25 protein-coding genes are annotated in these 24,751 nt (G+C 33.8%); 8 read left to right on the top strand and 17 right to left on the bottom strand.

The window, feature by feature from the left end:
- Nucleotides 1–82: 82 nt before the first annotated feature.
- From atpG to ACT53I_RS06305, 8 genes are all read right to left on the bottom strand, one after another.
- Nucleotides 83–940 (bottom strand): ATP synthase F1 subunit gamma, encoded by an 858-nt coding sequence (gene atpG, locus ACT53I_RS06270; RefSeq protein ID WP_371487110.1) that lies wholly within the window; start codon nt 938–940, stop codon nt 83–85.
- 85 nt (nt 941–1,025) lie between these two features.
- A complete protein-coding gene (gene atpA, locus ACT53I_RS06275; protein ID WP_476078924.1) occupies nt 1,026–2,603 on the bottom strand; it encodes a F0F1 ATP synthase subunit alpha in 1,578 nt (525 codons plus the stop codon).
- 16 nt (nt 2,604–2,619) lie between these two features.
- Entirely contained in the window at nt 2,620–3,159 is a 540-nt protein-coding gene (gene atpH, locus ACT53I_RS06280; protein WP_476078925.1) for an ATP synthase F1 subunit delta, read from the bottom strand.
- Nucleotide 3,160: 1 nt separating this feature from the next.
- Nucleotides 3,161–3,658 (bottom strand): F0F1 ATP synthase subunit B, encoded by a 498-nt coding sequence (locus ACT53I_RS06285; protein WP_069796933.1) that lies wholly within the window; start codon nt 3,656–3,658, stop codon nt 3,161–3,163.
- 85 nt (nt 3,659–3,743) lie between these two features.
- Entirely contained in the window at nt 3,744–3,938 is a 195-nt protein-coding gene (atpE, locus tag ACT53I_RS06290; protein WP_012782425.1) for an ATP synthase F0 subunit C, read from the bottom strand.
- Nucleotides 3,939–4,054: 116 nt separating this feature from the next.
- A complete protein-coding gene (atpB, locus tag ACT53I_RS06295) occupies nt 4,055–5,215 on the bottom strand; it encodes a F0F1 ATP synthase subunit A (protein WP_476078926.1) in 1,161 nt (386 codons plus the stop codon).
- A gap of 64 nt (nt 5,216–5,279) precedes the next feature.
- Nucleotides 5,280–5,651, bottom strand: coding sequence for a hypothetical protein (locus ACT53I_RS06300; protein WP_274778943.1), 372 nt, complete (start codon nt 5,649–5,651; stop codon nt 5,280–5,282).
- Nucleotides 5,652–5,656: 5 nt separating this feature from the next.
- The gene (locus tag ACT53I_RS06305; protein ID WP_476078927.1) at nt 5,657–5,920 is read right to left on the bottom strand and encodes an AtpZ/AtpI family protein; all 264 of its coding nucleotides are present in this window, start codon (nt 5,918–5,920) and stop codon (nt 5,657–5,659) included.
- A 347-nt stretch (nt 5,921–6,267) separates the two neighbouring features.
- Here ACT53I_RS06305 and ACT53I_RS06310 point away from each other — a divergent pair, with 347 nt between their 5' ends.
- The 5 genes from ACT53I_RS06310 (at nt 6,268) to ACT53I_RS06330 (ending at nt 10,357) form a co-directional block, all read left to right on the top strand.
- Nucleotides 6,268–6,996, top strand: a complete 729-nt coding sequence (locus ACT53I_RS06310; protein WP_476078928.1) for an ankyrin repeat domain-containing protein — start codon at nt 6,268–6,270, stop codon at nt 6,994–6,996.
- 60 nt (nt 6,997–7,056) lie between these two features.
- Nucleotides 7,057–7,767: a hypothetical protein gene (locus ACT53I_RS06315; RefSeq protein ID WP_371487120.1), complete on the top strand. Its 711-nt coding sequence runs from the start codon at nt 7,057–7,059 to the stop codon at nt 7,765–7,767.
- Between the two features lie 23 nt (nt 7,768–7,790).
- On the top strand, nt 7,791–8,378 hold the full coding sequence (locus tag ACT53I_RS06320; RefSeq protein WP_476078929.1) for a hypothetical protein: 588 nt from the start codon (nt 7,791–7,793) through the stop codon (nt 8,376–8,378).
- 329 nt (nt 8,379–8,707) lie between these two features.
- Nucleotides 8,708–9,493 (top strand): hypothetical protein, encoded by a 786-nt coding sequence (locus ACT53I_RS06325; RefSeq protein WP_476078930.1) that lies wholly within the window; start codon nt 8,708–8,710, stop codon nt 9,491–9,493.
- A 228-nt stretch (nt 9,494–9,721) separates the two neighbouring features.
- Nucleotides 9,722–10,357 (top strand): hypothetical protein, encoded by a 636-nt coding sequence (locus tag ACT53I_RS06330; protein WP_476078931.1) that lies wholly within the window; start codon nt 9,722–9,724, stop codon nt 10,355–10,357.
- Between the two features lie 340 nt (nt 10,358–10,697).
- On the opposite strand, the gene ACT53I_RS06335 is transcribed toward ACT53I_RS06330, so the two are convergent.
- From ACT53I_RS06335 to ACT53I_RS06360, 6 genes are all read right to left on the bottom strand, one after another.
- Complete coding sequence (locus ACT53I_RS06335; protein WP_476078932.1) at nt 10,698–12,284, bottom strand: calcineurin-like phosphoesterase C-terminal domain-containing protein; 1,587 nt, start codon at nt 12,282–12,284, stop codon at nt 10,698–10,700.
- A gap of 45 nt (nt 12,285–12,329) precedes the next feature.
- On the bottom strand, nt 12,330–13,091 hold the full coding sequence (locus ACT53I_RS06340) for a glycerophosphodiester phosphodiesterase family protein (protein ID WP_476078933.1): 762 nt from the start codon (nt 13,089–13,091) through the stop codon (nt 12,330–12,332).
- 71 nt (nt 13,092–13,162) lie between these two features.
- Nucleotides 13,163–14,614, bottom strand: a complete 1,452-nt coding sequence (locus ACT53I_RS06345) for a SusD/RagB family nutrient-binding outer membrane lipoprotein (RefSeq protein WP_476078934.1) — start codon at nt 14,612–14,614, stop codon at nt 13,163–13,165.
- A 9-nt stretch (nt 14,615–14,623) separates the two neighbouring features.
- On the bottom strand, nt 14,624–17,602 hold the full coding sequence (locus ACT53I_RS06350; RefSeq protein ID WP_476078935.1) for a SusC/RagA family TonB-linked outer membrane protein: 2,979 nt from the start codon (nt 17,600–17,602) through the stop codon (nt 14,624–14,626).
- A 376-nt stretch (nt 17,603–17,978) separates the two neighbouring features.
- The gene (locus tag ACT53I_RS06355; protein ID WP_476078936.1) at nt 17,979–18,959 is read right to left on the bottom strand and encodes a bile acid:sodium symporter family protein; all 981 of its coding nucleotides are present in this window, start codon (nt 18,957–18,959) and stop codon (nt 17,979–17,981) included.
- A gap of 207 nt (nt 18,960–19,166) precedes the next feature.
- Nucleotides 19,167–19,451 (bottom strand): hypothetical protein, encoded by a 285-nt coding sequence (locus tag ACT53I_RS06360; RefSeq protein WP_476078937.1) that lies wholly within the window; start codon nt 19,449–19,451, stop codon nt 19,167–19,169.
- Nucleotides 19,452–20,025: 574 nt separating this feature from the next.
- On the opposite strand from ACT53I_RS06360, the gene ACT53I_RS06365 reads away from it, so the two are divergent.
- From ACT53I_RS06365 to ffh, 3 genes are all read left to right on the top strand, one after another.
- Nucleotides 20,026–20,454: a cold-shock protein gene (locus ACT53I_RS06365; protein WP_069797279.1), complete on the top strand. Its 429-nt coding sequence runs from the start codon at nt 20,026–20,028 to the stop codon at nt 20,452–20,454.
- Between the two features lie 161 nt (nt 20,455–20,615).
- The gene (locus tag ACT53I_RS06370) at nt 20,616–20,810 is read left to right on the top strand and encodes a cold-shock protein (RefSeq protein WP_069797280.1); all 195 of its coding nucleotides are present in this window, start codon (nt 20,616–20,618) and stop codon (nt 20,808–20,810) included.
- Between the two features lie 211 nt (nt 20,811–21,021).
- On the top strand, nt 21,022–22,389 hold the full coding sequence (gene ffh, locus ACT53I_RS06375) for a signal recognition particle protein (protein ID WP_476078938.1): 1,368 nt from the start codon (nt 21,022–21,024) through the stop codon (nt 22,387–22,389).
- A 52-nt stretch (nt 22,390–22,441) separates the two neighbouring features.
- On the opposite strand, the gene ACT53I_RS06380 is transcribed toward ffh, so the two are convergent.
- The 3 genes from ACT53I_RS06380 to ACT53I_RS06390 form a co-directional block, all read right to left on the bottom strand.
- Complete coding sequence (locus tag ACT53I_RS06380) at nt 22,442–23,017, bottom strand: porin family protein (RefSeq protein ID WP_476078939.1); 576 nt, start codon at nt 23,015–23,017, stop codon at nt 22,442–22,444.
- A 63-nt stretch (nt 23,018–23,080) separates the two neighbouring features.
- The gene (locus ACT53I_RS06385; RefSeq protein WP_476078940.1) at nt 23,081–23,572 is read right to left on the bottom strand and encodes a hypothetical protein; all 492 of its coding nucleotides are present in this window, start codon (nt 23,570–23,572) and stop codon (nt 23,081–23,083) included.
- A 153-nt stretch (nt 23,573–23,725) separates the two neighbouring features.
- Nucleotides 23,726–24,685 carry a PhoH family protein gene (locus ACT53I_RS06390; RefSeq protein WP_371461802.1) on the bottom strand — a complete coding sequence of 320 codons (960 nt, stop codon included), beginning with the start codon at nt 24,683–24,685 and terminating at the stop codon, nt 23,726–23,728.
- Nucleotides 24,686–24,751 lie beyond the last annotated feature (66 nt).

A 24,751-nucleotide genomic window follows, 5' to 3' on the forward strand; every position in this document is an offset into this window, starting at 1 on the left:
GAACTTATCATTTTACCATCATCAAAAAAGGGCATCAACCTGAGTTGACGCCCTTTCATTTATCGTATAAAAGAAATATTTCTTAGCTATTTTTAAGTGCTTCTGCACCAGAAACGATTTCTAAAATTTCATTGGTAATCGCAGCTTGACGTGCTTTGTTATAGAAAATTACCAAATCATTTTTAAGTGCTTGTGCATTGTCAGTCGCTTTGTGCATCGCTGTCATTCTCGCTCCATGTTCAGATGCGATAGAATCTAGCACTGCTTTGTACACCTGCGTTTTAATAGATTTAGGAATTAGGCTATCCAAAATCTCGTTTCTGTTGGGCTCAAAAATATAATCACTGTTTGCATTACCATCAGTTTCCGGCATTGATATTGGTAATAACTGTTCAGTTTTTACTTCTTGATTAGCAGCATTTAAAAATTTATTATAAATTAGATGTACTTCATCAAATTTTCCTTGGCTGAAATCCTTCATCACAGCAGAAGTCACTTTTGATACTTTTTCAAAACTCATATGATCAAAGATGGCACTTTGGTTATCATATACCGTTCTGTTTTTCTTTACAGCATCAAAAACTTTTTTCCCGATGGTTAACACTTCTACTTCTACAGCAGAATTAGAAATTCTGTGGTTTAATTCTTTGATAATAGATGAGTTAAAAGCACCTGCTAAACCTCTATTAGAAGTAATAGCGATGTATAGTACTTTTTTCACCTCTCTCTTTTGTGCAAAAGCAGAAACGTTATCAGAATCAGAGCTTGCGCTTACATTCTGAATGATTTCTTGAAGTTTTTCAGAATAAGGTCTTAACATTACAATGGCATCTTGTGCTTTTTTCAGTTTCGCAGCCGAAACCATTTTCATTGCACTTGTAATCTGCATTGTAGATGAAATAGAAGTTATTCTTCCTCTAATTTCTTTTAAATTTGCCATATTTAGTTTAGTTGTTGGTTGTCGGTTGTTGGTTGCTAGTCTTAGAAAATTCCGTCAACTATCAACCAAAAACCATCAACTAATTTTAGTTATATTTAGAAGCTAAATCTGTAGCTACTTGCTTAAGAACACCTGTTAAACTGTCATCAATCTTACCAGATTTAAGAGCAGCCATTACTTCTGGGTGTTTATTTTTTAAGAAGTCTACGTATTCTACTTGGAATTCTCTTACTTTTCTTACAGGAACGTTTCTTAATAAGTTTTCAGTTCCTGCGTAAATCATCGCTACTTGTGATTCTACAGGTAGTGGAGAGTTTACTGGTTGTTTAAGAATTTCTACGTTTCTTTCTCCTTTTGCGATAACTGCCATAGTAGCCGCATCTAAGTCAGAACCAAATTTAGCAAAAGCTTCTAATTCTTTGTACTGCGCTTGGTCAAGTTTCAAGGTACCAGAAACTTTTTTCATAGACTTAATCTGAGCGTTACCTCCTACTCTCGATACAGAAATACCTACGTTAATCGCTGGTCTCACCCCAGAGTTGAATAAATCTGACTCTAAGAAGATCTGTCCGTCTGTAATAGAAATTACGTTGGTAGGAATATATGCTGATACGTCACCTGCTTGAGTTTCGATGATTGGAAGAGCCGTTAATGAACCACCTCCTTTTACCATTGGTTTTAATGATTCTGGTAAATCGTTCATTTGAGCAGCGATGGTATCATCTTTAATTACTTTTGCAGCTCTTTCTAATAATCTTGAGTGAAGATAGAAAACGTCTCCAGGATATGCTTCACGGCCTGGTGGTCTTCTTAATAATAGAGAAAGCTCACGGTAAGCTACCGCTTGTTTAGATAAATCATCATAAACGATAAGCGCTGGTCTACCAGTGTCTCTGAAATATTCTCCGATTGCAGCTCCAGCCATTGGTGCATACACCTGCATTGGAGAAGGGTCTGAAGCGTTTGCTGCTACCACAACGGTGTAAGCTAAAGCTCCTTTATCTTCTAAAGTTTTTACGATTTGTGCTACAGTAGAACCTTTTTGACCTACAGCAACGTAGATACAAAATACAGGCTCACCAGCATCATAAAATTCTTTTTGGTTCAAAATAGTGTCGATAGCAACGGTAGTTTTACCTGTTTGTCTATCTCCGATGATCAACTCTCTTTGTCCTCTTCCGATTGGAATCATAGAGTCAATCGCCACGATACCTGTCTGAAGTGGTTCATTTACCGGTTGACGGAAAATTACTCCTGGAGCTTTTCTTTCTAGTGGCATTTCATAAAGATCACCTGTTACAGGACCTTTACCATCGATAGGATTTCCTAGAGTATCTACTACTCTTCCTAAAAGACCTTCTCCTACTTTAATAGAAGAGATTCTTTCAGTTCTTCTTACTGTATCTCCTTCTTTTACTCTTTTAGATTCTCCAAGAAGTGCAACACCTACATTGTCTTCTGCAAGGTTTAATACAATACCTTCAATTCCTGATTCGAATTTTACCAATTCACCGTATTGTACGTTTTCTAAACCGTAAACTAGAGCGATACCGTCTCCAATTTGTAATACTGTACCCACTTCTTCTACATTTGTTTGTGTATCAAAGTTGGCTAACTGTTGTTTTAAAATTGCTGAAACTTCAGCCGGATTTATTTCTGCCATTTTATGGTTTTTTAACTTAATTTAATTGAAATTCTTTTTTCACTTGGCTTAGTTTAGTTCTTACCGAAGTATCAACCTGTTGGTCTCCTACTCTTAAGATATACCCGCCAATAATTTCAGGGTTTACTACCACATTTAGGTCGTAGTTTTTAGTATGGTCTACTAAAGATGAAGATTTTACAATGTCTTCTACATTTTTCTGAGACAGTTCAGAAGCTACGGTTAAGGTAACTCTCTGTACGCCTTGCAAGTCTTCTACTTTATTGATAAACTCTTGTGCTATATCTTGCAGATGACTTTCTCTACCTTGTTTAATCACCAAAGTAATGAGATTCTTACTTAATTGTGAAAACTGAGCAAAGATCTCTAAGGCTGCTTTGGTTTTCTTTTTAGCGTCTATGATTGGCGAAGCAAAGAAGTTCTTTAATTCCTTAGAATCATTAAAAATCTTTACCACATCTTTCATTTCCGAAAAAATAGAAGCCGTGTTACCAGACTCTTGAGTAAAGTCTAGTAAACCTTGTGCATATCTTTTCGCTACTTTAGAGGTTAGCATATTAATTTAAGTTAGATTTATTAATGATTTTTTCAACTAATGCGTTGTGAGCATCAGCATTATCTAATTTTTGTTTTAGAATGGTTTCTGCAATTTCTACAGAAAGAGAACCAATTTGATTTTTGATATCAGCCATTGCTGCATTTTTCTCAGCATTGATTGATTGTTTAGCTTGTTCAATCATTTTGTCTCCTTCAGATTTTGCAAGGTCTTTTGCTTCACCTACGATTTTGTCTTTTAACTCTCTCGCTTCTTTTAAGATGGCATCACGTTCAGCTTTAGCTTCGCGGATGATTCTCTCATTGTCTGCTTTAAGATTTGCAACTTCTTCTTTAGCCAATTTAGCTTGGTTAATAGCGTCTTGAATAGAAACTTCTCTCTCATTTAAAGCAGTAAGGATAGGTTTCCATGCAAATTTTCCTAACACGAAAAGAAGTATCAAGAAAATAACTGACTGAATGATGAACAAACCTGACGAAAAATTCTCTAATAATCCCATAAGATTTTTATATATTTTTTTTATTTAATTTTTAAAAACACTTCCCGTAACCAACCGTTACGGGTGAGTGCTATTTTTTTGAGTCTTAGTTTACAGCAAATAATGCAGCAAATGCAAGACCTTCAACTAGTGCAGCAGCAATAAGCATTGCAGTTTGTAATTTACCAGCTTGTTCTGGCTGACGAGCCATACCTTCTAAAGCAGCAGCACCGATTTTACCGATACCTAAACCTGCTCCGATTACTACTAAACCTGCACCTACTAGTTTTGGAATTTCCATAATATATAATTTTAAAAATTAGTTTCTACTTTTATGTTTTGAGTTTTGAAATCCGAGTTTCGAGTTCAAAATGATAACTTTCTACTTGGCTCTTGGCTCTTTAAACTTGTTTCTTATTAGTGATGAGCTTCTTCGTGGTGGTGTTCTTCATTTGCCATTCCGAAGTAAACCGCAGATAGCATGGTGAAGATATACGCTTGTAAGAACGCTACTAATATCTCTAATAAATACAATACAAATGTTAAGAATGGGAATGCTACGCCTGCAATTACATTTTGGAAGTAATAAATCATTGCAATTAATGACATAATTACGATGTGACCTGCTGACATATTTGCAAAGAGACGTATTAACAATGCAAACGGCTTAATCACCATCCCGATTAATTCAATAGGAATCATTACCAATTTCATTAAGAACGGTAAGCCTGGCATCCAGAAGATGTGTTGCCAATAGTTTCTGTTTGCCGTAAACTGTGTAATGATGAAGGTAAAAATTGCTAAAGCAGCTGTAATGGCTAAATTCCCTGTTACATTAATCCCGAAAGGCAATAAACCAAATACGTTCAGGAATAAAATGAAGAAGAAAATAGTCAATAAATAAGAAATATATTTGTGATATTTCGCTCCGATGTTTGGAATCGCAATCTCATCTCTGATGAAGATTACCAGTGGTTCGAATAATTTACCTGCACCTGTAGGAATTGGTGATTTCTTATAATTTCTAGCCATAGAACCGAAAATTACAATCATCAATAATGATGCACATAAAATCATCAAAACACTTTTCGTGATAGATAAGTCTAAAACTTTTGCATTGGTAGCGTGACCGTGGTCATCTAAAGTAATAGCACCAGAAGCATCAGTTTTCACAATTTTTTCGTGGTAAAGAGCGTAGTTTGCGCCTTTGCTTTCTACTACGTTGTATTTTTTGCCATGAGCATCTTTCATTTCTTTACCGTGGTGAAATTCTGAACTCATGAATGCGTGAAGACCGTTTGCTTCATCATAGAAAATAACAGGAAGTGGAAAACCGATGTGGTGTTCTGTACCGTCTGCTTTCTTTTCCACCATAATATCAAAGCTGTGAGCATCTAACAAGTGATGGTCTATAAACTCCTTATTTTCTTTCTTTATTTGTTCTTTTTCTGCTTCTTCGGCACTTACCAATTTGGTTTCTGTAGCAGGTTTAGTTTCTGCTGCAGCTTCGTGATGTTGCGCTAAAGAAAGTGAAAATGTAGATAAAAAACCGATTAATAAAACTCCTCTTTTCAGCATTGATTTATGTTATTTTAAAAGTTTTGCAAAAATATGATAAAAAAACAAATTAACAAAGCATGATTTAGTTATTTTTTTGTTCTTTCAATAAACCGATGGCGAACAATGTTTCTAATAGTAAAGAAACCAAGTAAGGTGGTATAAAATGATACTTGTGATATGGCACCTCAGACAATTGTAATTTATTCATTACCAAGAACATAATACTCAACTTAAAGAGCATGAGTCCCATAAAAGTAAAACCGATATACTCTGGATAAATCTTTTTCACAATAGACATAATGGTGATGACCATCATAAATAAAATGGTTAAGAAAAGATAATAGCGAATAAATATGACTTGAAAGTCATTTACATACAGTTGCCATATCGCAAAATGTAAAAAAAAGACCAGAATAAATAGAACAATGTATAACCAAGAGGTAGACTGTTTCATGCGTATTATTTATTTATGTTTTCTAATTGTTTTAAGGTACTGTACAAGGCTAATCCTAATCCTGATAATCCGATGGCAACGGTTAATAAATCATTGGGCAATTCTAGATAATCATTAATTTTCTTTCCTCCCCAAAATCCCAAAGCAATGATGGCCAACATCTGAAACACGATGGAAGAATAAATTCCGTACAAGCGCATGGGATTTTTTTTGTACTCTTCCTGTTGTTCTTCAGGAGTTTTCGGAGCATTTGGGTCTTGTAGAGCCATTGTTTTTAATTTGGTGTAAAACTATATAAATCTGAGCGGAATGACAAAAAATATGACAAATGTCATGTTTTAAAATTTAGGTGATGTTATTAGGTGATGAAGTGATGAGGTTATGGAGGCTATGAAGTTATAATGTTTTTAATTAGATTCGGAAGGAATCCGTTATGATGTATAAAAATAGCTCATCAGCAGAAATAATTTTATGAAATTTGTGCTTCTTTTCCTTATATTTGTTCAAAACTAAACCATTGAAACTCGAAAACAGTATGGCAACTTATTTTTCTATAAAATTTCACCACTACTTTTTTTGAAATTGTTCGATTTATAACATTAACAGCATACTTCAAATGAAAAAAACATTTACTTTAATAGGATTTATTTTATTCTTTGGTAAATCTTACTCACAGGAACTTATAGAAGCCATTAGAGAGAATAATATTGCTAAGGTTGAAAAACTTGTCGAAAATAAGAAAAAACTAAATGCCACTGGTGAGAATGGAATATTCCCTCTTTTTTCAGCTTCTGCCGAAGGAAACCTAGAAATTGCAAAAATTTTGATTAACAAAGGAGTATATGTAAATCAAACTTTAATAAACGGAGGGACTGCTATGCATATGGCTTGCCAAGAAGGATATTATGAATTAGTAAAATATTTGCTCGAGAATAAAGCTAATCCCAACATTAAAGACCAAAACGGTTGGTCTGCATTACGGTTTGCTGCTAGAAACGGCAGAACGGAAATTGTAAAACTATTGGTAGAAAATGGTGCAGAAGTAGACTCCAAAGCTAATGACAAAGCTACTCCTTTCGCAAGTGCATGTGGAAAAGGACATGCCGAAATTGCTCAATACCTATTAGAAAAGGGAGCTAATATAGACAATCAAGACAAGGATAATGATACTCCACTCATGTATTGTATTGAAAATGGAAACCGAAATATGGTCGCTTTTATTTTACAACATAAACCTAATCTAGAACTTAAAAACAATAAAGGAAACACTGCTTTTGATTTTTGTAAGGATTTTGGTCAACCAGAAATTCTTAAAATGTTAGAAGACTATAAAAATAAAAACTAAAAACCTTCTCACCTTTTCTCTTATGTCGTTATCACTTATCATTATTAAAATCTATACACCATGAAATTTACTACAATGCTTTGCGCATTATTGCTGTCGGTAAATGCTTTATTGGCTCAAAATTCAAATGCAGAAACCAACAAATCCATTCAAATTATTGAAAAATCTATTCAAGCTCAAGGCGGAAGAAAACTCTTAGAAAACATCAAAACCCTTTATTCTAAATCTGAAACCGTAATGGAAGGCAGAAATGTATACTGGATTACCAAAGAAATGGCTCCCAATAAAGGAAGTTTCGAAATAGAATACCAAGGAAGAGTGGTTTATAAGTCTTTTTATGACGGAAAAATAGGATATGACGTAATAAATGGTCAAAAAACCATTGCAGACCCAGCCCAATTCAAAGATAAAAACTACCGTCGCCACATCATTAATAGTTTAGATTACTTAGACCCAAGTCTTTACACTCTAGAATATTTAGGCGAAGAAAAAGTGAATCAAAAAGATTGTGACAAAATAAAAGCTACTCTAGTAAATGGAAAAGTGAGTTATTTGTACTACGACAAAAACACTCATCTTTTAGCAAAATCAGAAGTGGTAGAAAATCCAGAGAAAAACACTTTTTCGGTGGTTTATTTTGAAGATTACCAAAAATTTGGCGATTTGATTTATGAAACCAAGCAGATTTTTGTTTCAGAAAACGGAAACCAAGTTGCTAAAACGGTAGATTTATACTACAATAAAAACATCAGCAATAGCGATTTCCAATAATTTAATTTACACATTACTCTTTTATGAAAAAACTTATCCTTTTAGCATTTGCTTTCTTGCTTATTTTTCAGAATGCGTATGCTCAGAATTCAGACAATCGCTATTACAGTAAAGATTTTAAATGGTCTATTGAAATTCCAAAAGATTATGTAAAAGTAAGTGAGGAAGAATGGGCAAAATCTCAAGAAAAAGGTGAAAAAGCCATAGAGAAAACCACTGGCCAAAACATCATCAATGAATCTAAAACTTTATTCGTTTATAAAGCAGATGACATGCATTTTATAGAAGCGAATTATCAACCCTATGATACAGCGATTGATGGAGACTACTTAGAAAACACGAAGCATGTGAATAATACTCTTTATCAAACATTTAAAGAAAATATTCCTAATGCTAAAATAGATACAGAAACTTCTACAGAAACAATTAATGGTCTACTCTTTCATACTTTTGAAATAAAAATTCATTTGCCCAATAATCTTACTCTTTATGCCATCATGTACAGTAGATTGTTTGACAAAAAAGAATTTACCGTGAATATTATGTATTTAAACCCAGAACGTGGAGAGGAAATGATAGACGCTTGGAAAAACTCTACTTTTGAAAAATAATTTCATGAAATTATTGTAAAAAAAGTAAAAGGAAAATGGACCGTTGCCAAAGTCTTTGAAAAGGAAATTAAATATACTTTTAAATGGCCATTAAACTTTGATGCTGAAGGAGATTAAAAAAAGACGTTTAAGATTTGCTGTTTATTTATAAATATTTACTTTTTTACAAAACTTTTGTATATTTGGGTGATGCGCTATTTCGCTTGGCGAACTTCGCACATCTGTGAAATTGCAAAATCCCACGAACGGGAGTAAACTTCCTTCGTGGAGCTTCACAAATCCGCAGAACCGTTGGCATTAATTAAAAAAAACCGGTAAAATTCGAACATATGAGTGAAGAAAAAAAATGTTTTATAATTATGCCCATTTCTGACCAAGAAGGATATGAAAAAGGGCATTTTAAAAGAGTTTATGAACATTTAATAAAACCTGCTTGTGAGTTAGCCGGATTTATTCCAATAAGAGCTGATGAAGAAATCAAAACTAATTATATCGTAATTGACATTCTAAAAAAAATTTTAGAATCTGAGTTTGTTCTTTGTGATTTAAGTGCAAAAAATCCAAATGTTTTCTATGAATTAGGCATAAGACAGGCTTTCAATAAAAAAGTGGCATTAATTAAAGATTTTAAAACTGGAAGAGTATTTGACATTCAAGGGTTAAGAGCGATAGATTATGATGAAAGTTTAAGAATAGATTCTGTTCAAAGTAAAATCAAAGAAATTGCAAACACAATTAAGGAAACTTATGAAAATGACGAAGAAGGAAATGTTAATTCATTAATCCAATTACTTTCTATTAAACCCGCAAAATTAAGTGAATCATTTGTTCTTTCAGAAGAATCAGGTTTAATATTGAAAGCAATTAATGACATTCAAAATAGAATTAGTAATGTTGAAAACCGAAGTTCAAATTATATAAACAACGTTTCTGAATTTACAATCGATGGAAAGGAATTTAAAATAGGATGGTCAATCTATTCTAATAATAACGATTTAGGCAATTTAGTAAGTGTTGAAAAAGATAGAATCATAATAAAAAACAATAAAAACGAAATAATAATAATTTCTCATGACAATCCAATTTTTAAAGATTTAGAATGTTTACCGTTCTAAATGAAAAAACTACCGCCAATTCACGTTTGGCGCAATTGCGAATTTTGTAGTAAACTCACCTTTGCATTTCACAAGCAATTTTATCTTTATCAGAAAATAATAAGTTCCGAAGTTCACACAACAAGTTGATTTATAAAATCCTCAAATCCCAAGAAACACTTGGCTTTGTGACGTCACAAATTAGTGCGAACATTAGCAGTAATTTAACCGCCAACAAATATTAAATAAATGAAAAAATACGTTTTCTTAATTATTACATTTGTTTTATCTAGCTGTAATAAGAATGATGCTGATGATTCTAATTATCAATACCCATATGATTTTATTAGTCCAAAGAACAATGTGAATATTAAAGTTTCAAGTACAGTAGAAGAAAATTTAGAAGCCTTAACAAATATTGAAGTGACAGACCAATTTAATAATTGCTATGACGAAAATGGAAATACGTGTAAGGGATTTAGTTCTGTTCACAAAAAAATATTTATTAATTTCACAAATGAGAAAAAAGAAATTTCTTTTTTAGAAAAATATGAATATTCATGCGAATGTAATTTTGCTAACAATCTTGTTGAAACTTTACATTCAATTCCTATAAACCAAATTTCAAAGATTGACACAATACCTATATCTACATCTAATGATATTAATAATACTCCATTAACAACAATTTATATAATCCCAAAATTTAATTCAGAAATAATCAATTATAAAAAAATAGACAAATATTATGATAAAAAAAAAGGGAAATATTTATATGTTAAAAGTGAAGGAAAGAGCGCTGGCTCAATATTTTTTGAGAGCAAAAAACATATTATTATTACACTTAAAAATAATTTAGAAAGTCTAATAAAAGCATCAGAATAACTTAAAAATTGAATGGATAAATATAGCTACCGAAAAACAAAAGTGTCTAGCCCCTATTTAATTGGAATAGTTAAACTATATCTAAGGAGTGAATATATTTAAAATTAACATACTTTTTTCACTGAATAGTATTCAACTTCGCATATTTATGGTTCAGAAAAAAATAAAATTGGTGAAATTCTCTATTTGAATACAAAGGATGGGTTAAATTTCATATAAACTACAGATAACATAAATAGCTCTTGCACAACTCCCATTTAAAAATTTCAAAACAACAACCTCAAAACACATAAAAAAGCCAACTTATCGTTGGCTTTTTTTTACAATGTTTTTTTAGCATTTATGGAATCAATGTTGAGTTTTTCACTTCAAAAGTTGCTTTTGTGGTGTACGTTTTTCCGTAGCGGTCTTTGGCTCTTACTTCTACTTCGTGGGTTCCCAATTCTAATTTTCTAGAAAAAGGAGCCGACCAAATATGTTTAGAAGCTTCTGGATTACTCGGTCTTCTTCCGGTGAACAGTTCTTGTGTGGTATCCCATTTCAATACATCATTCGTGTAATCTGGGTCTATAGATTCTGTATAATCCATTTCTTTCCATTCGCCATTATCTATTCTGTATTCCACCTTATCATGTTTGCTTCCCATAAAGAAATTGGCTACAATTCTTGCTGCATTTTTCGTTTTGAAAGGAATCACTTTCGGCACCCAAAGATTGATTTGATAATCTTCTGGTTTTCCTGCTACTTTATACGTTATTTCGTACTGATTGTCATTGAAACTCACAAAAGAATACCCTCTTTCTGTTCCGTCTCTCATCACTGATTTTGGCACACCCAATTCATCTGCTGTTCCTGAGTACCAATCTCCAGAAGTAGTTCCTGCATTGAACTCATGAATCGGCTTGATGCCTTCCCAACCTTCTTTTTTTCCGTAGAACAATTGGGTTTGCTTGTGCGTGTGTGCAGACATCATCAATACATTTTGGAAAGGTTTTAAAATCTCAAACAACCTCTTTCTGTCTTCCATTCTAAAATGTTTGTCACCATCATTTTCTGGCGTCAACTGAATGTGAAATGAAAACACCACCAACTGATTAGGATTTACGTTTTTCAAGTCGTTTTCTACAAAATCCAACTGGTCTTTTCTGAAACCGCCCCAATAGCTTTTTCCATCTCTAGGATCTGGATAAAGAATATCATCTAAAACGATGAAGTGTACATTGCCATAATTGAAAGCGTAATTATTCGGGCCAAAATTCGCTTCGAAAGTTTCGTCTGACAGTTTATCCTCTTTCGCTTCGTAGTTCATATCGTGATTCCCCATCACATTGTACCAAGGCAAACCGATTTCTTTAACCGCATCAATATAATGCGGGTGTAAACTCAAATCATCTCCAACCAGATCTCCTAAACTGATGCCAAAAACCGCATCTTTCTTATTGTTTTTCACCTCATTGATGATTCCTCTTCTGAAATAATCAATTTCTTTTTCATCATACGGTTGAGGATCACCAAACACCAGTACTTTGAACTGTGTGTTTTCCTTTTGTGCGTAGAGTGGAAAGTTGATTTCTTTTGGCAATTTTCCTGTAGGTTTTACGCCTGCATATTTCATGTCTTTTGGCGAACCTTCAGGTTTGTGAATGTAGTAGAATTGAGGCAATTGCGTGTTGCTTTTCGGCGTAGCATAGTTGGCTGGTTTGATGACGAAAATAATGTTGTCATTTTCTACAGGCAAGATATATTTTCCCGTTTCGTCTGTTTTTACCACGTCTACTCCATTAGAAACAGAAACGTTGGCAATTCCTTTTTCTTTACGGTCTTTGATACCGTTTTTGTTGGCGTCTTCGAAGACATATCCTGTTGCTTGTTGCTGTGCAAAAGAAAATGCAGCGCACAAGAAAAGCATTAAAAATGATTGTTTCATTTGTTGATTTGTAATTTTATGAGAGCATATTCAATGGTTATGAAGCTATTCTCTGGATTTATTGATATTTAAAAATACATCTGGTGTATTGGTGGTTACGAATTGCACACCAGCATCATACAATTTTTTATAGATTTCTGGGTCATTTACGGTCCACACATTCGTGATAACACCCAAATTTTTGGCTTGTTCTATCCAATCTTGGTGTTTTTCTAAGAATACATTATAATGATAATCTACGCCATCAATTCCTAAATTTTTAATCTCTTGTGGCGAAAGATCACCTGCGAGATATTGCACCAAAGCTTTAGGATTTTGCTTTTTTAATTCTTTGGCAATATGCAGACTAAACGAGATGTACTCCGTCTGATTTTGCAAGTGAAATTTTTCTACCATTGCCAGCGTTTTTTTTACCATTTCGGTTTCCAATTCTGGAGTTTTGGCGGGTTTAATCTCAAGGATAAGCTTTACCTCAGATTTTTTGCCTTGCTTCAAATACTTTTCTAAAGTAGATAGGTTTTCGCCGTTTGATAATTTCTGTTTCTTCAAACTTTTAAAATCTGAAGTGGCAATTTCAACTCCATTGATGTGTTCATCATGGTTGATAACCAAAACACCATCTTTGGTCATTCTCACATCGAACTCACTGCCATACACTTTCAATTTTTGAGCATTTTTAAGCGCTGCAATAGAATTTTCAGCAGTTGTAGGATTGGTTTTCCAGAAACCTCTGTGTGCAATCACTTGAGTCTGTGCGTGGTAAAAATTAGCGCCTACCAAAGTGGCCAAAAGAATTAATTTTTTCATATTGAATATCGTTACAAATCTTTTACAAAGCTAATCATCACTTGTAAAAAATGTATTCTTTTTTTATTTTTTTATTGATTCCACCAATCTTTAACGTTGATATTATCTCCTCCTAAAGATTGAACTGCTGCGTTATAATTGGCACTGTTCAAAATTTTTGGTTGCGTAGGATATAATAATCTCTGAGGCATTTTACCGTCATTTAATAATCCGCCATTGTTGGGTAAAACTGGGTAACCTGTTCTTTTTTGTTCAAACCACTGTTGTTGGTCTACAAAGAATAGCGCAACATATTTCTGCAACATAATTCTTTCTAAAGTTCCATCATAAGCCACTTTAGGATTTGCAAAATAATTGGCTGGAACCACAGCTCCCCATTGTTCGATGGCTGCTTTTACCCCGTTTTCATAATAGGTTTGAGCATTTCCTGTGATAATTCCTTTGAATGCTAATTCCGAAAGAATGAACTGCAATTCTGCATACGGTAGAATCAAGACTTTAAGCGGAGCTTTAGCTAAATTCTGGTTAAAGTTAGACGGTTGATACGTGAACGTAGTTCCGTTCATGTAAGCAACTGGAGCACCTTTGTACCCTATATTTTGGTTATTGCTTAAATTTTTTGCTTGCGTGAAAAACTGCGCCATTCTAGGATCTTTGTTATCATTCAATGTATTCACAAAAAACTCCCCTACCGCTCTATAAGAAGTAAAATCTTGAGGTCTTGCCAATGGCGGAAGCATAGGCGCTACGCCTGTAACGTTCATCAAGGCACTTTCAGCATTGCTCTGAAAGATGGGGTAAACGGTAGGATTGTTTACTATTTCTTGAATTCTTGCATAGACATCTATTTCCCCATTTTTCTTTAAAATTCTGGTTAACAATCTTAACGATAACGTGTTACAGAATTTTTTCCAATTCGTAATTCCATTGACATCATTATTCGCATTGTAGAATAAATCTTGTCCTGCTAAAGTAGTATTGGTTACAAAAAGAGCATTTGCTGCTTTTAAATCGTCTAATAATTTTACGTAAATGTCTTTTTGTTTATCGAATTTCGGCTGAGTGATGCCTTCTTCCACTCTAGAAGCTTCAGAAAACGGAATATCTCCGAAAGTATCGGTAAGGTTAGAATATAACCAAGCGTTCATCACCATCGAAATCGCCTGATAGTTTTTATTGTTTTGCTGAACCGCCAAATCTTGCATTTGTTTTACTTGCATCAGCCATTTATAAGAAGTATTCCAATAAGAGTTTCCTGTAGATTCGGTTACGTAATATCTTGAAATATTATTTCCTTCTCCTGGAAAATCTATTGCAATCTGCATGATATCAAAAGTGAAATCATTGGCTCTCAAATAAGCATTAGCAGCCATATTGTATTGAATTGGTGCCAATAAACTGGCAGGTGTAGGCTCTATAATCTTGCTGGTATCGGTATTGATTTCCTCAAAAGACCTGCTGCAAGAAGTAGCGGCTAGAGAAATTACGCAGAACGCTACTGCTTTTATCCATATATTTTTCATAGTTGTCGATTAGAATTTAGCATTAAGTTGAATTCCTACAGTACGGGCAGTAGGAAGTTGCCCTATTTCTACTCCCGGAGTAATTGATGAATCGTTCAATGTAGCTGCTTCTGGGTCAAATAATGGGAATTTCGTCCACATCCAAAGGTTTCTACCAAATAAGGATAAACTTAAGTCTGACATGTTCAGCGACTGCACGATTGGTTTAGGGAAATAGAATGTGATATTGGCTTCTCTTAATTTCAGATAAGATGCATCAAATGAGTTGGTTTCCACATTGGCTCTTCTATAATAATCTGCATAATAAGAAGTAAGGGTTACCGCTTTGGTATTCTGAGAGAAAGATCCATCTGGATTTTGTACCACTCCTACTCCTACAATCGTTCCGTTTGGATTATCTCTACCTACCAAAGTATGGGTAAGTTTTCCCTGTTCAGACATTTTATGGTGAGACTGTGAGTAAACTCTACCTCCGTATTGCCCGTCAAAAGAGAAACTTAAAGAAAAGTTTTTGTATTTAAAAGCGTTTTGTAAACCTCCTCTCCATTTTGCATAGGCATTTCCTACATATTCTATTTCTGTAGATTTGGCAGTAAGACCATCGCTACCAAAAATCACTTGACCATATGGAGCGTACTGTAATTTATATCCGTACATATCTCCTAGAGAACCTCCAACTACTGCATTAAAGAATACTACTCCTCCTACGCTTCCCATGGTATATGGTTCCCCTTGGAATTCTGCCGGTAAAGACATGATTCTGTTTTTATTCATAGACCAGTTTGCGGTAACATTCCATTGGAAATTTTTATTTTTCACTAGGAAGGCATTCAAAGTCATTTCTATCCCTCTATTTCTTACTTCACCAGCATTAATAGTACGTGTAGAATACCCAGTTTCAATAAGAGACGGTACGTTTACAATTTGGTCTTTGGTACTGTTTTGATAAACCGTAACGTTATACGTTAATCTATTTTTGAAGAAACTGAAATCCATCCCTGCTTCTATGTTCTGGTTCATTTCAGGTTTCAGATTAGGATTTTGGAAATTGGCAATGTTTTCTGCCGAACCTACAAAATCGCTGGTATTATAGAACTGTTGTAATTTGTACGGTTGGGTATCGTTTCCTACTTGAGACCAAGAAGCTCTCAACTTCCAATAATTCCAGCTTTTCGACTTCATTTTCAAAACATCTGAAAGAATTAAAGAGGTAGCAACCGATGGGTAGAAATAAGAACGATTGGCTTTCGGTAAAGTACTGCTCCAGTCGTTTCTTGCGGTGAAATCTACAAACCAAATATTGTCATAATTGAATGACGCTAAACCGTAAACACTGTTGGTTTCTTTGTCATTTGGTTGAGCAATTCTTGTATTTAGAGAAATTGCATTGGTTAACTGATAAATCCCGGGAACTCTAAGCCCAATAGCTCTATAATCATTTAGCACATATTCATTTGCTCTGATATTTCCCCCTGCTGAAGCAGAAACGCCCCATTTCCCAAAATTGCTTTTATAGGTAAAAAGTAAGTCTGTATTATACTCAGAATTTTTAATGTATTGTTCGCGATAGTATCCTTGAAGGTAATTGGCAGAACTGTAAGGTCTCTTGGTTGTTCTTTCTTCATCTGTGATTTCAATACCAGACCTTAGCATCATTTCAAAGTTATTATTGAAATTATACGTTGCGGTAATATTTCCTGTGATTAATTTTTTGTCTACTCCATTCAGCATTTCATAAGCGATAAGATAAGGGTTATCTATAAAGGTACTGAAAGGGTGAATCTGGTCTACCTGATACTTATCTTTCTTCCAAATCGGTTCATACCAAGCCAAATCAACGTTTGGATTTTGGAAAATCATGAAATAAGAAATCGATTGGTTGTTATATCCTGTAGAAGGTAAATTATCACTCTTGGTATAATTGTAGGCAAATTTAGTGGCCACTCTTAACTTCTTACTTAGTTTATGGTCAAAAGACAAAGCATAATTAAATCTGTCAAAACCCGTATTCGGCATCATCCACGTATTGTTTACTGCGCTTAGTGAAGTACGGAAAGAAGTTTTATCATTAGAGCTTTCTATACTGATGCTGTTAGAATAGGTAGTTCCCATTTGCCAAAAACCTTTAACATTGTCTTTGTAAGGTCTCCACAATTGTCTTTCTAAACTTTGTCCTTCTACGGTTGGGTCATATTGAAAATAATATTGCCCATCAAATTTAGGTCCGAATGCACTACTGGTTCCTCCTGTACTCACTCCATCAGCTGAAGCGCCATAAGAATAGTAAAACTGACCTGCTGAATTTTTCGCCAATGTTCCTTGACCGTATTCATATTGCCAATCTGGCCATTTCAAAACGGTATCAAAACTTGTAGAAGAATTAAGGGTTACTCTTATTTTTCCGTTCTTTTGTTTGCCTGATTTTGTTGTAATCATGATGGCTCCATTTGCACCTCTAGAACCATATAATGCAGAAGCAGTAGCACCTTTTAGAATCGTTACATTCTCGATGTCATCTGGATTAATACTGTTAAAGTTGTTACCGTAATCTACAGGCAAATCACCTCCAGAACCTGCACCATACGCTGCGTTACCTGTACCAGTATTGGTTCCACCCAATGGAACACCGTCTACTACAATAAGCGCTTCATTGTTGTCCAAATTCATGGAAATACTTCCTCTCAAGGTAATTTTAGCACTTCCTAGAGGACCTGCACCTGCTGTTTGGATTTTAAGCCCCGCCACTTTTCCTTCTAACGCTTGTGCCCAGTTGTTGTTTTGTGTTTTTTCAAACTCTTCTGATGACACTTTTTCTGCTACATAGCCTAGGGATTTGTCTTGTCTTTTGATTCCCAAAGCAGTTACTACTACCTCGTCTATGTTTCTTACGGAATCTAATTTTGCTTTCTTAGATTGCGCCTGTAAATGGGTTACACTTACTAGACCTAGAGCAGCTAATAAAATAATCTGCTGTGTTCGTTTTTGCATTTTACTTTTTTTTAAGCTCAAAAGTATTCTAATGCGACCGTTAAGTATTTTAACAAGCTTTTAACATTCTTTAAATTATTCGTCAACCAAATTTTAATCAAAAATGAATGTTATTTTGCCAAAACATTAAAAGTAAAAGAGTGAAAACATCTAAAACTCTCATCTTTGGGAGATTGAGGATTTAACATTGAAAGAAGCTTTTTAAGAAAAGTTAATAAGAGAATTTGAAAATTTGAAAATGAGGGAATTTAAGGAAGGTTATAAAGTTATAGAGGTTATGGTGGTTATAATGGTTATGAGGGTTATAATGGTTATGGTGGTTATGAATTTTAGTTTTTTAATAGTGTTATTTCGTATTATAAATTGTTTATTGGTTTTAAATTTTGCTTTTTGCGATTTTGTTGGCGAGAGCGCTTACATAGAACAATTGGAAACTATGGTAAATCATGATGGGCAATAGGAAAAGAACTTTTTGTTCTTCGGGAATCCCTAGTATCATCACAAATAAACTGCCATGAACCAAAGATTTTTTGGAGCCACAAAATGCAGTGGTAATCACATCTTCCCTGCTGAAACCCAATCGATGCGAAATGCGTTTTAAAATCTCATATACGATAAAAAACAACGCTACTGCCGCAAGTGTAATCACTACAAAGACCAATAAAGGAACGGTAGAAAAAATACTCTCAATAAATGCTTTTGAAAAACTTTCGTAAACGATGAGTAAAATAATGAGACGGTCAAATTCTGCAATGATTTTACTGTATTTCGTTACCCAATTTTTGAAAATCGGATTGAGCAGAATTCCCAAGATAATCGGCAAAAGAACTTTGAGTAAGAGTTGTTGGATAATTTCAGACTGATGACTTTCGGCAGCTTGAGCATTTAAGAAAAATCCCATCAATAAAGGCGTCATTACAATACCAATAAGCCCAGAAACCGATGCATTAAAAATAGCCGAAGTCACATTTCCTTTGGCAATAGACACCATCACTACCGATGAAGAAACCGTAGAAGGCAAACACGCTAAAAAATATACGGAAAGCCAACTTTGGAAGTATGGCGAATCTTTAAAAATTGGATAAAAAACCAAAACCAATGCTGGAAAAAGAATGAAAGTTCCCGCTTGAATCAATAGGTGCAACTTCCAATTGGAGACATCTTTCAGGACTTCTTTCAAGTTGAGTTTTAACCCGTACAAAAGGAAAATCCCCGCAATTCCCCAATCGATGAATTGTTCTAAGTTAAATATTTGATGGTAAGATTCTTGGTAAGGAATGAGTTTTCCTGCCAAAACCATTATCAGTAAAAGCAACAAGAAAACATTCTGTTTATCGGCTAATTTTTTAAGATTCAATTTCTAGTATTTTCTACAAAGATACAGCAGATCAGGTTGGTGGGGAAATTATTTGGAAAATTAAAAAGTATTCTAAACACTGTTTAAATAAAGATTTAATCGATGATACAAAAAATATGAGATTGATCCAGCAACAAAATACAACCATATATTTTCAAAAAAAGTTCCTGTAATTTTATACTTTTCTTTAATTATTTTTTCAAACTCTTATTTCCAGATTTCAATGTTATTAACTTTTTCCATTTCAAGAAATGAAATATTATCATATATAGCATTTAGGTATTTTTTAATGAATTTAAATGCATTCAAAATACTTATTGCCCAACATAATATCGCAATAAAAACAAAAATCTGAGCATAATTTAATTCATCGTTTTTACCATTATATAATGCAAATCCAATTGAAGAAACATCTAATGCCATTAAGTAATAAATAAGTTTTTCTTGTCTTTCCTTGTACTCTTTTTTAAGATTATTAATTAGTTCACTCATAAAATTATTTTTATGCTATATAAACGTAAAAAAGAAAAAATTTTACCTTTTTTTTATAAAATTTACATTTTAACTTCAGCAAATTAATTTGTTAACTATGTGTTCCTTTTTACCACCTTCCTTCGAGTCTTGTTCGAATCAAGTTCGAATCAGCTTCGGAAAAACGGTACTTTTTCCGAACAAAACTGCACTTTGACTGCCACCTGATTCAACCCAAACCCTAATCATGGTGAAATCCTCCCTCAAAAACTCATCATTAGGTCACGTCATTTATTTAGTGTACCTTTGTAGAATAATTTATAAAATAGGTTACTGCCTTTGCTATCTGTTACAGTTTAGAATATTTTTTTATTTCTTTTTCAGTTTTTGCTTTTTCAGCGTCCCTTTTTAGAATAACACCTCACAGATGCACATAACCCTGAAAGCAAAACAAGGCAAAATAACCTGGACGAAATTCCCCTGACCCTTATGATATAAGCGCTCTGTTTATAAAATTAGCAGATTTCTTATAGCACGCAATACACCAATATTTATTGGTTTCATCATTCATTAAAAAACAAACAGAACATTATTTATGGCAGATTCTTTCTCAAAAAAAGAAAACTTTAAGAAAAAAATTCAAAAACAAAAAGAAAAAGCACAACGCCGTGAAGAGCGTAAAGCGAACAACAACAAAGGAAAAGAACTAGAAGATATGTTTTCCTATGTAGATGAGTTCGGAAGAATTACAACTACTCCGCCAGAAAAAAGACAAGAGGTTTCTCTAGACGATATTCAATTAGGAGCTGCTCCTATTCCTGAAGAAGAAACTAGAAAGTCTGGAATCATTACTTTCTTAAGCGAAAAAGGTTACGGTTTTATCACCGAAGACCGCTCAAAAGAAAATGTGTTTTTCCACCAAAATAATGCAAGAGAAATCCTGAAAAAAGGGCACAAAGTATCTTTCGAGAAAGAAAGATCTGCTAAAGGATTTTCGGCAATCAACATTGAATTGGTCAAATAACGAGAAATCATCTTTGGAATACTATTTCAAAACTATTTCTCTTTACTCCATACATTGCGCAAAAGCGCTATTACCCATTAAGAAAAAAGAAACTTAGGTTTACTGCTTCTTAATCCATTAACCAAGACATTGTAAAAAATGTCTATTTAAAACCCATTACTATGCAAGAAGGCACCGTAAAATTTTACAACGAAACAAAAGGTTTCGGATTTATTACTCCCAACAACGGAGGAGATGACATTTTTGTACATTCTTCTGGTTTAAGCACTAGAACAATTAAAGAAAATGACAAAGTTGTGTACCAAGTAACACAAGGACAAAAAGGATTAAACGCTATTCAAGTAAAATTAGCATAATCTCTTTTTGGTATTCTATATACACGAAAGCGACTTCTTAGGAAGTCGTTTTTTTTGTTTTTCTTTTTAAAAAACGTATTTCTCTTGATTTAGATTTTTCAAAAGGTAAAAATCAATAAATTTTATTCTATTGGTTTACAAATCTTTTAGGAGTTAGAGAAACAAGTCAACAAAATTCCTTATTTTTGCACATCTTAAAAAATCATTCACTATGTTTAATAGTCTTCAGGACAAGCTAGATAAAGCCTTACAAAACATTCAAGGCCGCGGAAAAATTACAGAAATTAACGTAGCAGAGACGGTAAAAGAAATTCGCCGTGCTCTAGTAGATGCCGATGTTAATTACAAAGTAGCCAAAGACCTTACCAAAAGAGTTCAAGACAAAGCACTGGGACAAAACGTGCTTACCTCTATTACTCCAGGGCAATTGATGACCAAAATTGTACATGATGAATTGGTAGAATTGATGGGTACTACTCAGGAAGGCATCAATCTTTCTGACAAGCCTACCATTATTTTAATTGCTGGGTTACAAGGTTCTGGTAAAACTACTTTTTCTGGAAAACTCGCCAACTATTTAAAACAAAAAAGAAGCAAAAACCCTTTATTGGTTGCTTGTGATGTTTACAGACCTGCTGCAATAGACCAGTTAACGGTTCTTGCAGACCAAGTAGGCGTAACCATTTACAAAGAAATCGAAAATAAAAATCCTGTAGAAATTTCTCAAAAAGCTATTCAGTTTGCTAAAGAAAACAAGCATGATGTAGTGATTATAGATACTGCAGGTCGTCTTGCGATAGATGAAGCCATGATGAACGAAATCAGAAACGTTCACCAAGCCGTAAAACCTACCGAAACCCTTTTCGTAGTAGATGCCATGACGGGACAAGATGCGGTAAATACAGCTCTTGCATTTAACCACGTCTTAGATTACAATGGTGTAGTTCTAACTAAATTAGATGGCGATACCAGAGGTGGTGCTGCGCTTACTGTTCGTTCGGTAGTTAACAAACCGATTAAGTTTATTTCGACCGGCGAAAAAATGGAAGCTCTAGACCTGTTCTACCCAGAAAGAATGGCAGACAGAATTCTAGGAATGGGAGACGTAGTTTCCTTAGTAGAAAGAGCTCAAGAACAATTTGACGAAGAAGAAGCTAAAAAACTTCATAAAAAAATCGCTAAAAATGAATTTGGTTTTGATGATTTCTTAACGCAGATTAACCAAATCAAAAAAATGGGTAACATGAAAGACTTAATGGGAATGTTACCAGGTGTAGGAAAAGCCATAAAAGATGTAGACATTAATGATGACGCTTTCAAACACATTGAAGCCATTATTTATTCTATGACTCCAGAAGAAAGGAGAAGACCTTCTGTGATTGATATGAACCGTAAAAAAAGAATTGCTAAAGGTGCAGGCAGAAAATTAGAAGATGTAAATGCACTGATGAAACAATTCGAACAGATGGGCAAAATGATGAAGATGATGCAAGGTCCTCAAGGAAAACAACTCATGCAAATGATGAGCAAAGGAATGCCTAATATGCCAGGAATGGGCGGCAACCTTTTCGGGAAATAGTCTTAAAAATATTTATATAAAAAACGCTCCAAAAATTGGAGCGTTTTTTGTGTTATTTGAACCAATAATTAAGGCCTACTTGCCAATAATTATTTCTCATTTTTATTCCCTCACCAAAATCTGAAACATTAGATGCTCCTACATTAAATCTCGCATCTAAATCTAGTTTTGGGGCAATTCTATAACCTAATCCTAATAAAATTCCTAAATCAAAAGATTTAAAAATTTCATCAGCTTTCACTTCTACTGATTCCTGAGACACTTTAGGACCTGTAATAAAACCTAAGTTTAATCCTCCTTGAATATAAAATTTTTCATTAGTTTGATATTTTAAAGAAAGGGGAATTATTAATTCTGGAATTTTAAATTCTGATTTAATTCCATCTGTATCATCTGTACCTCCTAAAACAGTGTAGAGCGCTTCTGCCTGAAATTTTAAATTTTGACTCATAGGAACCTCCATTGTAAGTCCGATGTAAGGTGAGATTTTAGAATCAGAATTACCCGTCTCCCCATCATATTCTGCTGTAAGATGGGCAACTGTTAAACCTCCTTTTGCTCCAAAATTGACTTGAGCATTCATCGCTCCGAAAAGTGCTAACGCACCTACTAAAAATAATTTTTTCATAATGATATAAGTTTTTTAAAAAAAATCCCGCATAAACGGGATTATAGTTAATTAAATAAAAGTCTATTTACCTACATTAAACGCAACACCAAAATTAACAGAACTTAAAGAAGAACCATCTTTTGATACGCCTTTATAAGATAAAATTAAATCTACATTATTCATTCTGTATCCTGCTTTTGGCTGATAATAGAAACCTCCGTCAGAATCTCCATCATATAGTAAAACTCCATAACCTAAATCTGTACCCAAGAAAAATCCTCCATCAAAATTATATTGACCAGAAGCAGCAATAGGTATCACTCCCATACTTTTTCCTCCAATATCTTTAAAATCAGATTTTGGAAAATAATTAGAATAACCTGTTGCTAATCCTACTTCAAAATTAGACGGTAGTTTCCAAGAGTAACCTAGATCTACTCCTGCATTTAAACCATATAAAGGATCGAAATCTCCAGTAGTAATACCCAAATGAGCTCCTACTTTAACATTCCCTGTTTGAGCATTCATCGCTCCAAAAAGTGCTAATGCACCTACTAAGAATAATTTTTTCATGATCTATTAGTATATAATTAACAGAAACTAAATTAAAAAAAATAAACTAAACCATCAAGAATTTTATGAATTATTTTCACTTTTTAGAAAAATTAATAAAAAAAAGCGAATTTTATTTCGCTTTTCTAACTATATTTTTTCTGTAAATATTTGTTATTCTTCTCTTTGTCTTTTTTCTTCGGCGTTGTAAGCCAAGATAATTTTTTTCACTACAGGGTGTCTTACCACATCTTCTTCGGTAAGATGTACAAAACCTATTTCATGAACTCCTTTTAGAATTCTCATCGCTTCTTTTAGCCCAGAATGTTGTTTTGGCGGTAAATCTACCTGACTTGGATCTCCAGTGATAATGAATTTAGCATTCATGCCCATTCTCGTCAGAAACATTTTCATTTGAGAATGTGTGGTATTCTGCGCTTCATCTAGAATAACAAAAGCTTCATCTAACGTTCTCCCTCTCATAAAAGCTAATGGAGCCACTTCTATCACTTTGCGCTCGATAAAACCTTCTAATTTTTCGTGAGGAATCATATCTCTCAACGCATCATACAGCGGTTGTAAATAAGGATCGAGCTTTTCTTTCAAGTCGCCAGGTAAAAATCCTAAACTCTCCCCTGCTTCTACTGCAGGTCTGGTTAAAATAATTCTTTTGACTTCTTTATCTCTCAATGCTCTCACTGCCAATGCTACACTGGTATAAGTTTTCCCTGTTCCTGCAGGACCTATGGCAAAAACCATGTCTTTCTTTTCACTTTCTTTGACCAATTTTTTAAGATTGGTGGTTTTCGCTTTGATGACTTTACCATTTACCCCTTTTACAATGATATCTTGGTCAAAAACCAATTGTTTTTCCTCCTCACTTTTTATTTTGAGAATATTTTCTAAATCTTTAAGTCCAATAGAATTATTGGTGGAAATATAACTCACAATATCATCTAATTTTTGCTTGAGCACATCTAGCGTTTCTTGATTTCCCATTGCAAAAATAAAATTGTCTCTCCCAGTGATTTTCAGCGTAGGAAAAGAAGATTTCAGCAAATTAAAATACTGATTATTAACACCATAAAATGTTTTAGTGTCTATTCCCGTGAGTTCGTAAGTGATTTCGTACAAATTGTTTATATTTTTAAAAATTTTATCTTACCAAAAATAAGCAATATCTTTGTTTTTTCAAATTTT

The organism is Cloacibacterium sp. DMC96 (assembly GCF_056313765.1).